Source organism: Burkholderia sp. WSM2230, from assembly GCF_000472445.1.
Lineage (GTDB): Bacteria > Pseudomonadota > Gammaproteobacteria > Burkholderiales > Burkholderiaceae > Paraburkholderia.
In genome coordinates this window covers 99,107-113,891 of record NZ_AXAJ01000010.1, presented here as the reverse complement: position 1 = coordinate 113,891, position 14,785 = coordinate 99,107, and the positions used below count along the sequence as shown (strand labels likewise).

General features: G+C 64.6%; 13 protein-coding genes. 9 read left to right on the top strand and 4 right to left on the bottom strand.

The features are described from left to right. Positions 1 to 8 precede the first annotated feature (8 nt). From dapD to A3AC_RS0119825, 5 genes are all read left to right on the top strand, one after another. Positions 9 to 836, top strand: a complete 828-nt coding sequence (gene dapD, locus A3AC_RS0119845) for a 2,3,4,5-tetrahydropyridine-2,6-dicarboxylate N-succinyltransferase (protein ID WP_025600982.1) — start codon at positions 9 to 11, stop codon at positions 834 to 836. Continuing rightward, positions 836 to 1,201 carry an ArsC family reductase gene (locus tag A3AC_RS0119840; RefSeq protein ID WP_025600981.1) on the top strand — a complete coding sequence of 122 codons (366 nt, stop codon included), beginning with the start codon at positions 836 to 838 and terminating at the stop codon, positions 1,199 to 1,201. The genes dapD and A3AC_RS0119840 overlap by 1 nt, the downstream gene beginning before the upstream one ends. A 301-nt stretch (positions 1,202 to 1,502) precedes the next feature. Next, entirely contained in the window at positions 1,503 to 2,642 is a 1,140-nt protein-coding gene (dapE, locus tag A3AC_RS0119835; protein WP_025600980.1) for a succinyl-diaminopimelate desuccinylase, read from the top strand. A 48-nt stretch (positions 2,643 to 2,690) separates the two neighbouring features. Beyond that, positions 2,691 to 3,575: a 50S ribosomal protein L3 N(5)-glutamine methyltransferase gene (prmB, locus tag A3AC_RS0119830; protein WP_025600979.1), complete on the top strand. Its 885-nt coding sequence runs from the start codon at positions 2,691 to 2,693 to the stop codon at positions 3,573 to 3,575. 250 nt (positions 3,576 to 3,825) lie between these two features. Beyond that, complete coding sequence (locus A3AC_RS0119825) at positions 3,826 to 5,499, top strand: cardiolipin synthase (protein ID WP_025600978.1); 1,674 nt, start codon at positions 3,826 to 3,828, stop codon at positions 5,497 to 5,499. 25 nt (positions 5,500 to 5,524) lie between these two features. Here A3AC_RS0119825 and A3AC_RS0119820 read toward each other — a convergent pair whose 3' ends face one another. Then, complete coding sequence (locus A3AC_RS0119820) at positions 5,525 to 6,004, bottom strand: glutathione peroxidase (protein WP_025600977.1); 480 nt, start codon at positions 6,002 to 6,004, stop codon at positions 5,525 to 5,527. Positions 6,005 to 6,140: 136 nt separating this feature from the next. On the opposite strand from A3AC_RS0119820, the gene A3AC_RS0119815 reads away from it, so the two are divergent. Then, positions 6,141 to 8,090 (top strand): ATP-binding cassette domain-containing protein, encoded by a 1,950-nt coding sequence (locus tag A3AC_RS0119815; protein ID WP_025600976.1) that lies wholly within the window; start codon positions 6,141 to 6,143, stop codon positions 8,088 to 8,090. A gap of 124 nt (positions 8,091 to 8,214) precedes the next feature. Further along, positions 8,215 to 9,360, top strand: coding sequence for a CaiB/BaiF CoA transferase family protein (locus A3AC_RS0119810; RefSeq protein ID WP_232231972.1), 1,146 nt, complete (start codon positions 8,215 to 8,217; stop codon positions 9,358 to 9,360). A 19-nt stretch (positions 9,361 to 9,379) separates the two neighbouring features. Here A3AC_RS0119810 and A3AC_RS0119805 read toward each other — a convergent pair whose 3' ends face one another. From A3AC_RS0119805 to alr, 3 genes are all read right to left on the bottom strand, one after another. Further along, a complete protein-coding gene (locus tag A3AC_RS0119805; protein ID WP_025600974.1) occupies positions 9,380 to 9,658 on the bottom strand; it encodes a DUF2866 domain-containing protein in 279 nt (92 codons plus the stop codon). A gap of 154 nt (positions 9,659 to 9,812) precedes the next feature. Then, the gene (gene radA, locus A3AC_RS0119800; protein ID WP_025600973.1) at positions 9,813 to 11,189 is read right to left on the bottom strand and encodes a DNA repair protein RadA; all 1,377 of its coding nucleotides are present in this window, start codon (positions 11,187 to 11,189) and stop codon (positions 9,813 to 9,815) included. A 90-nt stretch (positions 11,190 to 11,279) separates the two neighbouring features. Further along, positions 11,280 to 12,350 carry an alanine racemase gene (gene alr / locus A3AC_RS0119795; protein WP_025600972.1) on the bottom strand — a complete coding sequence of 357 codons (1,071 nt, stop codon included), beginning with the start codon at positions 12,348 to 12,350 and terminating at the stop codon, positions 11,280 to 11,282. 218 nt (positions 12,351 to 12,568) lie between these two features. Between alr and lplT the strand changes: the two genes are divergently transcribed. Both lplT and thiD read left to right on the top strand, forming a co-directional pair. Continuing rightward, positions 12,569 to 13,876 (top strand): lysophospholipid transporter LplT, encoded by a 1,308-nt coding sequence (lplT, locus tag A3AC_RS0119790; RefSeq protein WP_025600971.1) that lies wholly within the window; start codon positions 12,569 to 12,571, stop codon positions 13,874 to 13,876. 97 nt (positions 13,877 to 13,973) lie between these two features. Next, complete coding sequence (gene thiD / locus A3AC_RS0119785) at positions 13,974 to 14,783, top strand: bifunctional hydroxymethylpyrimidine kinase/phosphomethylpyrimidine kinase (protein ID WP_025600970.1); 810 nt, start codon at positions 13,974 to 13,976, stop codon at positions 14,781 to 14,783. Positions 14,784 to 14,785: the final 2 nt, after the last annotated feature.

The following is a 14,785-nucleotide window of genomic DNA, read 5'->3' as shown; positions in this document are numbered from 1 at the left end:
GCACGCATATGTCGCAACAACTTCAGCAGATCATCGACACCGCCTGGGAAAACCGCGCCGAGCTGTCGCCCAGGGCCGCTCCGGCAGACGTGCGCGAAGCCGTCGCCCACGCCATCGAACAACTGGACAAGGGCGCGCTGCGCGTTGCCGAGAAGAAGGACGGCGACTGGGTCGTCAATCAATGGCTGAAGAAAGCCGTGCTGCTGTCGTTCCGCCTGGAAGACAATGCGCCGATGCCGGCCGGCGGCTACAGCCAGTTCTACGACAAGGTGCCGTCGAAGTTCGCTAACTACACCGCCGAAGACTTCGCGGCCGGCGGTTTTCGCGTGGTGCCGCCCGCCATCGCGCGCCGCGGCTCGTTCATCGCGAAGAACGTCGTGCTGATGCCGTCGTACACCAACATCGGCGCTTATGTCGACGAAGGCACGATGGTCGATACCTGGGCTACCGTCGGTTCGTGCGCGCAGATCGGCAAGAACGTGCACCTGTCGGGCGGCGTGGGCATTGGCGGCGTGCTGGAGCCGCTGCAGGCGAACCCCGTGATCATCGAAGACAACTGCTTTATCGGCGCGCGTTCGGAAGTGGTGGAAGGCGTGATCGTCGAGGAAAACTCGGTCATTTCGATGGGCGTGTACCTCGGCCAGAGCACCAGGATTTACGACCGCGAAACGGGCGAAGTCACGTATGGCCGCATTCCGGCGGGCTCTGTCGTGGTGGCCGGCAATCTGCCGTCGAAAGACGGTTCGCACAGCCTCTACTGCGCCGTGATCGTCAAGAAGGTCGACGCGAAGACGCGCGCGAAGGTTGGTCTGAACGAGCTGCTGCGAGGCGACTGATGGCGCGCGGCACGAAGACTGTCGTCTACGGCATTCCCAACTGCGACACCGTGAAGAAAGCGCGCGTGTGGCTCGAAGAGCACGGCGTGGAGTTCGAGTTTCACGACTTCAAGAAGGCCGGCGTGACCGAGCCGCTCGTGCAGGACTGGCTGAAGGACGTGAGGCTCGACGCGCTGCTGAACCGTCGCGGCACCACGTGGCGCGGCCTGTCGGACGACATGAAGGCCGCCGCCGACACCCAGCCTGGCGCCATCGCGTTGATGATTCACAAGCCATCGGTGATCAAGCGGCCTGTGCTGGTGGTTAATGGACGCGTGAAGTCGCTCGGTTTTTCGCCGGATGAATATGCGGCGTTGTTTGCGTGAAGCGCGGCGATGTTTGTGTGAGTGAGGCGATGCTCGCGTGAAGCGCGGCATTGTCGGCGTGAGCGCGGTGATGTTTGAGTAGGCGCGGCGATGGTGGCGTGAGTGCGCCACTGTTCGCATAAGCGCACCGGTATTCGCATAACCCCGCCGCAGTTGCGCTGTGACACAGCGCCCCTCGCTCACACGCCGCGCCGTCGTGTCCGGGCGTCGCCCGGCCGCGTGGTGTCAAAAGCTGTTGCCGGCTGCGGTGTTCCACCGCCAGCCGGCATTTTTTCATTTTCAAGTGGCTTGTACTGAATCCATGTCCGGCACCCTTGCCCTTACCGAAGAACTGATCGCGCGCGCCTCCGTGACGCCTGACGATCAGCATTGCCAGCGTCTCCTGATCGAACGCCTGTCCGCGCTCGGCTTCGAGCACGAAACCATCGAATCGAACGGCGTCACGAACCTGTGGGCCGTGAAACGCGGCGCAGACGGCCATGCGGGCAAGCTGCTCGCCTTCGCCGGCCACACGGACGTGGTGCCCACCGGCCCGCTCGATCAATGGCATTCGGCGCCGTTCGAGCCGACCCATCGCGACGGCAAGCTGTACGGCCGCGGTGCAGCCGACATGAAAAGCTCGATTGCCGGCTTCGTGGTCGCGAGCGAGGAGTTCGTCGCGGCGCACCCGCGGCATCGCGGCTCGATCGCATTCCTGATCACGAGCGACGAGGAAGGCCCCGCCACCGACGGCACCGTCAAGGTCGTCGAAGCTCTGCAGGCGCGCGGCGAGCGCATGGACTACTGCATCGTCGGCGAGCCGACTTCGAGTGCGCAGTTCGGCGATACGGTGAAGAACGGCCGGCGCGGCTCGATGTCGGGCAAGCTCGTTGTGAAGGGCGTGCAAGGCCATATCGCGTATCCGCATCTCGCAAAAAATCCGGTGCATCTGCTCGCGCCCGCGCTGGCCGAACTGGTGGCCGAGCGCTGGGACGACGGCAACGAGTACTTCCCGCCCACCACGTGGCAGGTGTCGAATATCCATAGCGGCACGGGCGCGAGTAACGTGATTCCCGGCCATGCCGAGATGATGTTCAACTTCCGCTTCTCGACGGCCAGCACCGTGGACGGATTGCAGCAGCGCGTCCACGCGATTCTCGACAGGCATGGCCTCGAATACGATCTGCAATGGACCGTGAGCGGCCTGCCGTTCCTCACGCCGCATGGCGAACTGTCGAACGCGCTCGCCAAAGCGATCAAGGACGAAACCGGCGTCACGACCGAACTGTCGACCACCGGCGGCACCTCGGACGGCCGCTTCATCGCGCGCATCTGCCAACAGGTGGTCGAGTTCGGCCCGTTGAACGCCAGCATTCACAAGATCGACGAACATATCGAAGTCGCACACATCGAGCCGCTGAAAAACGTGTACCGCCGCGTGCTCGAACAACTGATCGCCTGAGCCGGGCATAGTCCAGGCAAATTCCAGGCATACCCAAGGACCATTGCGATGACGCTGCCCTTTTCCACTGTCCGCGATCTGCTGCGCTTCGCGGTGTCGCGCTTTAACCAGGCCGGGCTCTCGTTCGGCCACGGCTCGGCCAACGCCTACGACGAAGCTGCTTATCTCGTTCTGCACACGCTGCATCTGCCGCTCGACCTGCTGGAGCCGTTCATGGACGCGCGCCTCTCGGCCGCGGAAATTGACGCCGTGCTGAACGTGATCGAGCGCCGCGCCACCGAGCGCGTGCCGGCTGCCTACATCACGCAGGAAGCGTGGATGCACGGCTTCCGCTTTTACGTGGACGAACGCACGATCGTGCCGCGTTCGTTTATCGGCGAGCTGCTGCAGGACGGGCTGCAACCGTATGTCGAAGATCCGGAGCAGGTGAGCGGCGTGCTGGAACTGTGCACGGGCTCCGGCTGCCTCGCGATTCTCGCGGCGCACGCGTTTCCGAATGCGGACATCGACGCGGTGGATCTCTCCGCGCCGGCTCTCGAAGTTGCCGCTCGCAACGTGGCCGACTACAAGCTCGATGACCGCATCGCGCTATTCGAAGGTGATCTGTATGCGCCGCTCGCGCAACGCCGCTACGACGTGATCATCAGCAATCCGCCGTATGTGAACGCCGCGTCGATGCAGGAACTGCCCGCCGAGTACAGGCACGAGCCGGAAATGGCGCTGGCGGGCGGCGCGGACGGCATGGACATCGTGCGGCGAATCATTGCGGACGCACGTAACTGGCTGACCGAAGACGGCGTGCTCGTAATCGAGATCGGCAATGAGCGCCGGCATGTCGAGGCGGCGTTCGGCGGCCTGAATCTCGTGTGGCTCTCGACAAGCGCCGGCGACGACAACGTGTTCCTGATCCAGGCCGCAGATCTGCCCGTCTGAACATGTGAGGATGTTCTAGCCTTTCGAGCGCGCGCAGCAACGACGTTGCGGCGCGCGCCGCCTTTGCAGGGGCCTCCTTGATGGGCATGCCGAAAGCCTTCGGTCGCTGTGCCCGCATTGAACCCGCCCCCAAGCCTCACCATCACCCCCGACGCCCCCGCGTTCGGTAAGATGAGCGCCGTTAGCTCGCGAGCTGCCCGCGTTCGCCCCGCGACCCGGCGCAGCGACTCGCCCAACCTTTCGCTCGCCTATGCAATTCGACCTGCTTCACGTCGGTACGCTGGTGGCCCTCGCCCATGTACTGGGCGTGGTCGCGGCTTGCCACGCGATTCTCAATACCCGCACTTCGCAAGGCGCGATTGCGTGGGCCGTGTCGCTGGTCGCGATGCCCTACCTGACGCTCGTCCCCTACCTTTTCCTTGGACGCAGCAAGTTCGCCGGCTACGCAGACGCCCGCCGCGTCGAAAACGAATTGCTGCGCACTCACGCGCATCCTCCGCAGTGGGACAAGCTGGCTTCGTCGGCGCAACTGCCCGCGCATGCGCTGGGCGGCAGGCTCGTGCACTCGCTCACGCGGCTCGGCGGCATGCCCTTTCTGCCGGGCAATTCGGTGCGCACGCTGGTGAACGGCACGGCCACGTTCGAGGCGATCTTCGAGGCCATCCAGCAGGCGCGCCACTACATCATCGTGCAGTTTTTCATCGTTCGCGACGATGCGCTGGGCGAAATGTTCAAGGAGGCGTTGATCGCGAAAGCGCGGCAAGGCGTGCGCGTCTATTTTCTCTACGACAGCATCGGCAGCTTCGATCTGCCGCATCGCTATGTCGCGTCGTTGCGCGCGGGCGGCGTGGAGACGCATCCGTTCGCCACCAATCGCCTGTTCGTCAACCGGTTGCAACTGAACTTCCGCAATCACCGCAAGATCGTCTCCGTCGACGGCGAACGCGCGTTTGTCGGCGGGCACAATATCGGCGTGGAGTATCTGGGCGGCAAGCCGCCGCTCTCGCCGTGGCGCGACACGCATATTGAGGTGCGCGGGCCGGCGGTCGCGAGCATCCAGTTCGTGTTCACCGAAGACTGGTACTGGGCGACCCAGCAGTTGCCGCAACTCGATGTGCCGCCGCAAGATTCGCGCGATGCGCAAGACGCGTCAGACGCGGCGCCTGCGCCTGCGCCCGCCACCTTCACCTCGCGCGACACATCCGCCACACCGGACACACGCGCCTCGCTGGCCACATTAGCGTCGGGCGACACATCCGCCTCGTCGGCCACATCCGCCTCGCCGGCTACATTGGCGGCGCGCGACACATCCGCCACATCCGCCTCGCCGGACTCCGCGCATTACGCTGATTCCGCAAACGCGCCAAGAAGCCACGACATGCACTGCCTCGTCGTGCCGAGCGGCCCGGCCGACAAGCAGGAAACCTGCTCCCTCTTTTTCGTCGAAGCGATCAACGCCGCGCGCGAGCGCATCTGGATCACCACGCCCTACCTGGTGCCCGACGAAGCCGTATTTTCGGCATTGCGGCTCGCGGCGCTGCGCGGCGTCGACGTACGTATTCTGATTCCCGCCCGGCGCGATCACGTCGTGGTATTCGAGGCCTCGAAACTCTACGCGTACGATTCGCTGCGCGCGGGCATTCGCATCTTTCGCTATCAGCCAGGCTTCCTGCATCAGAAGGTCGTGCTCATCGACAGCGTGGCCGCGGCGGTGGGCAGCGCCAATCTCGACAATCGTTCGTTCCGCCTCAACTTCGAGATCATGGTCCTGACCGTCGATCAAACGTTCGCTCAGGAAGTCGAAGCCATGCTGCTTGCCGACTTCACGCAGTCGCGCGAGATCGACCGCAACGAGTACCGCCAGGCGAGCGCCGTGCGGCGCGTGCTGATGCACGTGGCGCGGCTCTTCTCGCCCATTCTCTGACGCGCCGCCACGCGCGCCGCCGCTTTTACAGCAGCTTTTCGATGTCCTCGGTAATCGCCTCGGGCTTGGTCAGCGGTGCGTAGCGCTTGACCACATTGCCGTCGCGGCCGATCAGAAACTTCGTGAAATTCCACTTGATCGCTTCGAGGCCGAGCAGGCCCGGCGCCTCGCCCGTCAGATAACGGAACAGCGGATGCGCGCTCGCGCCGTTCACGTCGACCTTGTCGAACATCGGAAAGGTCACGCCGTAATTCTTCTCGCAAAAGCTGCCGATCTGCGCGGCGTCGCCCGGCTCCTGTTTGCCGAACTGGTTGCACGGAAAGCCGAGCACCGCGAGCCCGCGCGCCGCGTAGCTGTCGTAGAGCTTCTGCAAGCCCGCATACTGCGGCGTGAACCCGCATTCGCTCGCCGTATTCACGATCAGCAGCACCTTGCCTTCGTACTGCGCGAGACTCACTTCCTCGCCGCCAAGCGTGCGGGCCGAAAAAGAATAAATCGATGTCATGTGCTCTCCCCACGAAAGCCGTCAGTCTATGTCAAAAGCGCGGCGGGCACAGTCGGCCAAATGGCCGATGCCGGCTAAGGGCCCGGTGTGATCCCCGGCAGTCTAAAATAGGCGTTTTCCTCCAGCCGGCCTCTTTGTGATCCGCTTTAATCAGTTCAGCCTCGCGCGCGGCACCAAGCCGCTCTTCGACAACACCACCTTCACGCTCAATCCGGGCGAAAAGGCCGGCCTCGTGGGCGCGAACGGCGCGGGCAAGTCGACGCTCTTTGCCGTGCTGCTCGGCGAACTGCATGCGGACGGCGGCGACTTTTCGATCCCGCCGACGTGGCAGATCGCGCATGTCGCCCAGGAAACGCCCGCCGCGGACAAGACCGCGCTCGCCTACACGCTCGACGGCGACGCCGCGTTGCGCGCCATCGAAGCGCGCATTGCCGCGGCCTCCGCCGCTCACGACGGCGCGGCCGAAGCGGAGGCCCACGCAGCCTTCGCGGACGCCGACGGCTACACGGCGCCGGCTCGCGCCGAGGCATTGCTGCTCGGCCTCGGCTTCACGCTCGACCAGACACGCGAGCCGGTCAGCAGCTTCTCGGGCGGCTGGCGCATGCGCCTGAACCTCGCGCAGGCGCTGATGTGCCGCTCAGATCTGCTCCTGCTCGACGAACCGACCAACCACCTGGACCTCGACGCCATTGTCTGGCTCGAAGAATGGCTGCACCGCTATCCGGGCACGCTGATCGTGATCTCGCACGACCGCGAATTTCTCGATTCGGTCTGCAACGTCACGCTGCATCTGGAACAACAGCAGATCAAGCGTTACGGCGGCAACTACTCGCAATTCGAAGTGCTGCGCGCGCAGCAGATCGCGCTGCAACAGAGCGCGTACGAAAAGCAGCAGCGCACGGTCGCGCATTTGCAGAGCTACATCAATCGTTTCAAGGCGCAGGCCACCAAGGCCCGTCAGGCGCAAAGCCGCGTGAAGGCGCTCGAAAAGATGGAACTGATCGCGCCGGCGCACGCCGCGTCGCCGTTCACCTTCGAATTCCGTACGCCGGATTCGGCGCCGAATCCGATGATGGTGATGGAAGACGTGCGCTGCGGCTACCGTAGTGAAGACGGCGCCGAGATTCCGATTGTCGAGCGCGTGATGCTGTCCATTCAGAACGGCCAGCGCATTGGCCTGCTCGGCGCGAACGGCCAGGGCAAGTCGACGCTGATCAAGACGCTGGCCGGCACGCTCGCGCCGCTCGGCGGGCATGTGCGCGAGGGCAAGGGGCTGCGCATCGGCTATTTCGCCCAGCATCAGCTGGAAACGCTGCGCGCCGACGACACGCCCTTGCAGCACCTCGCGCGCCTCACGCCGGACACACGCGAGCAGGAGTTGCGCGACTTCCTTGGCAGCTTCAATTTTTCCGGCGAGATGGCGACGTCGAAGATCGCGCCCTTCTCCGGCGGCGAAAAGGCGCGGCTCGCGCTCGCGCTGATCATCTGGCAGAAGCCGAACCTGCTGCTGCTCGACGAGCCGACCAACCACCTGGACCTCGAAACGCGGCACGCCTTGACCATGGCGCTCGCGCAGTTCGAAGGCACGCTCATTCTCGTCTCGCACGACCGGCATTTGCTGCGCGCCACGACAGATCAGTTCATGCTGGTCGCGAAGCACCGTCTGCAGGAATTCGACGGCGATCTCGACGATTACCGCGACTGGCTGCTGCAGCATGCAGCGGAGCAGCGCGCGGCGTTGAAGGCGGGCAATGCGTCGACCGGCAGCGATGCCAGCGCGGGCGGTGCGGACGGCGGCGTGAATCGCAAGGAACAGCGGCGGCTCGAAGCGGAATCGCGGCAGAAGCTCGCGCATCTGAAGAAGCCTTTGCAGAGCCGCATCAGCAAAATCGAGAAGGAAATGGATGCGCTCAACGCGGAAAAGGTGGCGCTCGACGCGTTCGTCGCCGATCCGGCCAGTTACGAGCCAGCCCAGAAAAGCAAACTGACGGACGCCATTCGCCGTCAGGCAGACGTGAACGCGCGCCTCGAGGCGCTCGAAGCCGAATGGCTCGAGACGCACGAGGAACTCGAACAAATCGGCTAGCGGCGCGCTCACTGCGATCCGCGCCGGCATCGACGAGAGGTTGGCTTTGTCATCTGCAACGTCTTCGGCTGCATCCGCTGCTTCTTTCGGCGAGTCCTCGCGGGCCGACGCCGCGCCGCCTCCTTTGAAGGGCCTGCGCGTGCTCGACCTCACGCGCCTGCTGCCCGGTCCGGTTGCCGCGTTGCGGCTCGCGGAACTCGGCGCGGAAGTGCTGAAGATCGAGGCGCCCGGTGCCGGCGACCCAACCCGCACGATGATGCAGTCGTCAAGCGACCGCGTGGCCGGGCGGCCGGGCGCCTTCTATCGGCTCGTCAATCGCGGCAAGCGCGAAACGCGCCTCGACCTCAAATCCGAAGCGGGCCGCAATGTGCTGCGCGCGCTTGCGGCAGAAGCGGATGTGCTGATCGAAAGCTTCCGGCCAGGCGTGATGGACCGGCTCGGCGTCGGCCACGCGACGCTGCGGGCCGTCAATCCGCGGCTCGTGTACTGCGCGATCAGCGGCTATGGCGCGAGCGGTCCATTCGCCGGTCATGCGGGCCACGACCTGAACTACATCGGCTACGCGGGCGTTCTCGATCAGCTCACGAGCCGCGACGGCACGCCTATCGTGCCGAACTTCCAGATCGCCGATCTGCTCGGCGGCGCGCTCAGCGCAGTCACGCAGATTCTCGCCGCGTTATGGCATGTGTCGCGCGGCGGCGAGGGCCGTTTCGTCGACGTTTCCATGACGCACGCCACCCATGCGCACAACGTGGTGGCGCAAGTCGCGCTGGCCAATGACAACGCCGCAGCAAACGCAGCGCGCCCCGCAACGGAAAAAACAGGCGCGGGCTCGGGACTGCTGAACGGAGGCGTGCCCTGCTACAACCTGTACCGCACGCAGGACGACCGCTGGCTCGCGGTCGGCGCGCTGGAGCTCAAGTTCTGGGAGAACTTGTGCATGGCGCTCGACCGCCCCGAGTGGGCCACGCGTCACTGGAGTCTTGGTCAGGCGATCGGCGGCCCGGACGCCGCGTCGCTCATGCAAGAGCTGGCCGGCGTGATCGGCACGCGCGCACTCGACGAATGGGTTGCGCTGCTCGAGCCGCTGGACTGCTGCGTGTCGCCGGTGCTGACGGCGGCCGAAGCGGCGCGGCATCCGCTCTTCAATCCCGGGACGCACGAGGCGGACCTGGAGGATCATGAGGACCAGGCTCATGAAGAAAACCATGAGCCCAACCCGCAAACGGAGGAAGACGAAGGCTCACGCAGTTTTCGCCCGCGTGCATGAGCACAACGCCGGCCGGCGCCTATCGCCGCGCCGCCGTCTGCCGCGGCAAGGTTTGACGCGGCGTCTTTTCGTCGTCGTGAAGCACGTGCTTGCGGCCTTCCACGTGGCGATTGATCGTGGCGCGCACGTCGGCGGCGGTCGCGTCGCCCGCCACCGCGCGGCGCGAAATCTGCCCGGTCCGGTCGATCCACTCGACAATCCGGTAAGCGCCGCCCCAAGGTTGATGAATGGGCGCGGAGACCCGGCAACCGCGCACCTGTATCGGCCGCTCGGCCAGAGTTTCGTGTGACTGTTTCAAGGTGCGATCCTTTTTCCGGCATCAAGGGATGCAATAGCTTTGCAGCTTAAGGAAAAAGGAAGGGCTTGTTGGTTACAGGCAACCTGGAGATATTTACCGCGCATTACGGCACGCGCCGTGCAGGGCGCATGCCCGGCATGGGCGCGACGCCCGTCTATTCGAGCGTGCGGACCCGGTCGATTGCCTGTTCGATACGCTCGACCGCAACGACCTGTAAGCCTTCTATCGGCTGCTTGGGCGCGTTTGCCTTCGGAATGACGGCCACCGAAAAGCCGAGCTTGGCGGCTTCCTTCAAACGCTCCTGACCGCGCGGCGACGGCCGGATCTCGCCGGCGAGCCCCACTTCGCCGAACACCACGAGCCCTTTGGGCAGCGGCTTATTGCGCATCGACGAATGAATGGCGAGCAGCACCGCGAGGTCCGCGGCCGGCTCGGTGATCTTGACGCCGCCCACTGCGTTGAGGAACACGTCCTGATCGAAACAGGCGATGCCGGCATGCCGGTGCAGCACCGCGAGCAGCATCGCGAGACGGTTCTGTTCGAGGCCGACGGCGAGACGCCGCGGATTTGGCGCGTTCGCGGAATCGACAAGCGCCTGCACTTCCACGAGCAGCGGCCGCGTGCCCTCCTGCGTCACCAGCACGCACGAGCCCGGCACCGACTGCTCGTGCTGCGACAGAAACAGCGCCGACGGATTGGCGACGCCGCGCAAGCCGCGCTCGGTCATCGCGAACACGCCGAGTTCGTTGACCGCGCCGAAGCGGTTCTTGATTGCGCGCACGAGGCGGAACGACGAATGTGTGTCGCCCTCGAAGTACAACACCGTGTCGACGATATGCTCCAGCACGCGCGGGCCGGCGAGCGCGCCCTCTTTCGTCACGTGGCCGACCATGATGATCGTGGTGCCCGACTGCTTCGCGATACGCGTGAGTTGCGCCGCGCACTCGCGCACCTGCGCGACGGAGCCTGGCGCTGATGTGAGCGCGTCGGAATAGACGGTCTGGATAGAGTCGATCACGGCGACATCGGGCTGCTGATCGGCAATCGTCGCCTGGATTTTTTCGAGCTGAATTTCGGCGAGCAATTGCAGTTCGCTCGCTTTCGAGCCCGGTTCGAGCAGCGACAATCGTTGCGCGCGCAACGCGATCTGTGCGGCCGACTCTTCGCCGCTGATATAAAGCGCGCGTTTGTCGGCGGCGATTTCCGCGAGCGACTGCAGCAACAGCGTGGATTTGCCGATGCCCGGATCGCCGCCGATCAACACCACGCCGCCCGGCACGAGACCGCCGCCTAACACGCGGTCGAATTCGCCGACGCCGGTCGAAAAGCGTGGCACGTCGGACGCTTCGATATCGGCGAGGCGCCGCACCGGCGCGCTCTTCGCGAGCGACTGGAAACGATGCGTGGACGGCGCTTCGGCAACCGACTCCACCAGCGTGTTCCAGGCCTGGCAGGACGGACATTGCCCTGCCCATTTCGGCGACTGGCCGCCGCATTCACTGCATACGTACACCGTTTTTGCTTTTGCCACGCGTTCCTGCCCGAATTGCGGTTGTTCTATTGTTGTCTTGCTGTGCTTCGCTGTTGCTTGGTTGTTCTTTAGTCAGGCATCAGTCCCGCGTCACTCGGCGCGCACCGGCACGCGCGGCGCGACCGCGCACATCAACTCGTAGCCGATGGTGCCGCAGGCGCGCGCCACGTCGTCGATGGGCAGCGACGTGCCCCACAGTTCGACGCGCGAGCCGACGTTCGCCGTGGGAATCGGCGTGAGGTCGACGGTCAGCATATCCATCGAAACGCGCCCCACGATCCGCGTACGAACGCCGTCCACGATGACCGGCGTACCTTCGGGCGCCACGCGCGGATAACCGTCCGCGTAACCGCACGCCACGACGCCGATGCGCATCGGCGCGCGCGCCTTGAAGAGCGAACCGTAACCGACCGTCTGGCCTTCCGCGATGGACTGCACCGCGATCAGTTCGGAGGCGAGCGTCATGGCCGGCTGCAAGCCGGTGCCCTCGATCGCGGCCGAGACGCCCGAAGGCGACGCGCCATACATGATGATGCCCGGGCGCACCCAGTCGAAATGCGATTCGGGATGCCACAGCGTGGCCGCCGAGTTGGCGAGGCTACGCGCGCCGGCAATGCCTTGCGCGCCGCGCTCGAACGCTTCCATCTGGTGCGCGACGCCGCGCTCGCCGTCGGCGTCGGAGAAGTGGGTCATCAGCGTGATCTGGCCGACGCCCTGGCAGGCGCGCGCCCGTTCCCACGCGGCGCGGAATTTCTCCGGCGTGTAGCCGAGCCGGTTCATGCCGCTGTTCATTTTCAACTGGATGTTGACGGGCTTGGACAGCCGCGCCATTTCGAGCATGCGCAACTGCTCGTCCGAATGCAGCGCCGTAGTGAGGCTATAGCGGTCGATGACGTCGATATCCGTAGGACGAAAAAAGCCCTCGAGCAAAAGAATCGGGCCGGCCCAGCCCAATTCACGCAACTTCACGGCTTCTTCGAGGTCCAGCAACCCAAAGCCGTCGGTTGCGCGCAAACCTGGAAAGGCCCGCGCGAGGCCGTGCCCGTAGGCATTGGCCTTGACGACCGCCCAGATCTTCGATTTAGGCGCATAGCGGCGCGCGACGGCAAGGTTATTGGCGAGGGCGGAGGTGTGAATCGTGGCTGAGAGGGGGCGCGGCATGGAATATTTTCGTAAAGACGCTTGCGAATCAGCGGCTTACAGGGCGTTTTCAACGCGCGGCAGCCCGCTGGGCGGTGCGATCAAGGATTCTGCTAGTCTGAATGCAGCTATTTTCATGATATAAAGCCGTGCGCACAACCCATTTCGAACGGCATAAGCCCGGACGCATAACAAACGGCCGGGGCGGACAGACCGCAGCGAGGACAGCATCGCATCAGATGAAAAAAGGTTTTTACACCATCATGGCCGCGCAGTTTTTTTCGTCGCTGGCCGACAATGCGCTTCTGATCGCCGCTATCGCACTGCTAAAAGATCTACACGCCCCGAACTGGATGACGCCGCTGCTCAAGCTGTTCTTTGTGCTGTCGTACGTCGTTCTCGCCGCCTTCGTGGGCGCCTTTGCCGATTCCCGTCCGAAAGGACGCGTGATGTTCATCACCAACACCATCAAGGTGCTCGGCTGCATCACGATGCTGGTCGGCGCGCATCCGCTGTTTGCGTACGGTATCGTGGGTTTCGGCGCGGCTGCGTATTCGCCCGCCAAATACGGCATTCTCACGGAACTGCTGCCGCCTGACCGCCTCGTCGCCGCTAACGGCTGGATCGAAGGCACCACGGTCGGCTCGATCATTCTCGGCACGGTGCTGGGCGGCGCGCTCATCAGCCCGCATATTGCCGCGCCGATTCTGCGGCACCATATCCCCACCGTGAACACGCCCGCAGAAGCGGCGATGCTCGTGATCATGGTGATCTACGTGATCGCCGCGCTCTTCAATCTGCGCATTCCCGATACCGGCGCACGTTATCCGAAACAGGAGCACGGCCCGATCAAACTCGTGACCGATTTCGCCGACTGTTTCGTCGTGCTGTGGCGCGACAAGCTCGGGCAGATTTCGCTGGCAGTGACCACGCTCTTCTGGGGCGCGGGCGCCACGCTGCAATTCATCGTGCTCAAGTGGGCGGAAGTGTCGCTCGGCATGTCGCTGTCCGAAGCTGCGATCCTTCAGGCGGTGGTAGCCGTCGGCGTGGCCGGCGGGGCGATCTTCGCGGCTTCGCGCGTGCCGCTGAAAAAGTCGCTGTCGGTACTGCCGGTCGGCATCATGATGGGCGTTGCCGTCATGCTGATGGCGTTCTACACGCGCCACCTGTTCCCCGCTCACTGGGGGCTGTACTTCGGCCGCATGCACGTGCCTGGTTACCTGATCTTCGCCTACATTTTCCTGATGGTGGTCGGCGGCCTGTCGGGCTTCTTCGTGGTGCCGATGAATGCGCTGCTCCAGCATCGCGGCCACGTGCTGCTGTCGGCCGGTCACTCCATCGCCGTGCAGAATTTCAACGAAAATCTCTCCGTGCTGATCATGCTGTGCCTCTATGCCGTGCTCGTGTGGCTCGACGTGCCGGTCGCGGCGGTCATCGTGCTGTTCGGCACCTTCGTCTGCCTGATGATGTGGCTCGTGATGCGGCGTCACCAGGCGAACCAGCGCGCGTTCGACTCCGTCGCACTGATCGGCGAAGTCAAGCATTGAGTCAGGCGCCGAGCCGCACGCGGCACGGCCGCCTGCTGCGGCCAACGCCTGCCGGCCGACTGCCCGCCTTTATCCTGCTCTGCCTGTCCGCTTTGCCATGACCCAATCGATTCCCAACGTGCTGACGATCGCCGGTTCCGACTCCGGCGGCGGCGCCGGCATTCAGGCCGATCTGAAGGCCTTCTCCGCACTCGGCGCGTACGGCGCGAGCGTGATCACCGCGCTGACCGCGCAGAACACGCGCGGCCTCACTGCGATTCACGCACCGGACGCGGCCTTCGTTACCGCGCAACTCGACGCCGTATTCGACGACATCCGCATCGACGCCGTGAAGATCGGCATGCTGGCGAACGCTTCGATCGTGAGCGCCGTTGCGAAGGCGCTGCGCCGTCACAAGCCGACGCGCATCGTGCTCGACACGGTGATGATCTCAAAGAGCAATCATGCGCTGCTGCTGCCGGATGCGGTCGCGGCCCTGCGCGACGAACTGCTGCCGCTTGCCGACCTGCTGACGCCGAATCTTCCCGAAGCCGCCGCCCTGCTTGGCGGCGTGCAGCCCGCTACCGACGAAGCCGCGATGATCGAGCAAGGCGAAGCGCTGCGCGCGCTCGGCGCCCGCGCGGTGCTGATGAAGGGCGGCCATCTGAGCGCCGCCGACAGTCCCGACTGGCTGGTGCAGGAAAGCGGCACACTGCGTCTTGGCGGCCCGCGCGTGCCGGTGAAGAACACGCATGGAACGGGCTGCACGCTGTCGTCGGCGATTGCCGCGCTGATTCCGCAACGCGACGATCTCGCGAGCGCGGTCGCGGATGCCAAGCAGTATCTGACCGGCGCGTTGCTGGCGAGCGATCGGCTACAGGTGGGCAGCGGCGTCGGGCCGGTGCATCATTTCTATCGATGGTGGTAACA

Bases quoted from the DNA above. Each gene is read 5' to 3' on its own strand.
- A3AC_RS0119825 (WP_025600978.1), top strand. From the start codon at position 3,826: ATGCAATTCGACCTGCTTCACGTCGGTACGCTGGTGGCCCTCGCCCAT.
- lplT (WP_025600971.1), top strand. From the start codon at position 12,569: ATGAAAAAAGGTTTTTACACCATCATGGCCGCGCAGTTTTTTTCGTCG.
- dapE (WP_025600980.1), top strand. From the start codon at position 1,503: ATGTCCGGCACCCTTGCCCTTACCGAAGAACTGATCGCGCGCGCCTCC.
- dapD (WP_025600982.1), top strand. From the start codon at position 9: ATGTCGCAACAACTTCAGCAGATCATCGACACCGCCTGGGAAAACCGC.
- thiD (WP_025600970.1), top strand. From the start codon at position 13,974: ATGACCCAATCGATTCCCAACGTGCTGACGATCGCCGGTTCCGACTCC.
- prmB (WP_025600979.1), top strand. From the start codon at position 2,691: ATGACGCTGCCCTTTTCCACTGTCCGCGATCTGCTGCGCTTCGCGGTG.
- alr (WP_025600972.1), bottom strand. From the start codon at position 12,350: ATGCCGCGCCCCCTCTCAGCCACGATTCACACCTCCGCCCTCGCCAAT.
- A3AC_RS0119820 (WP_025600977.1), bottom strand. From the start codon at position 6,004: ATGACATCGATTTATTCTTTTTCGGCCCGCACGCTTGGCGGCGAGGAA.
- A3AC_RS0119840 (WP_025600981.1), top strand. From the start codon at position 836: ATGGCGCGCGGCACGAAGACTGTCGTCTACGGCATTCCCAACTGCGAC.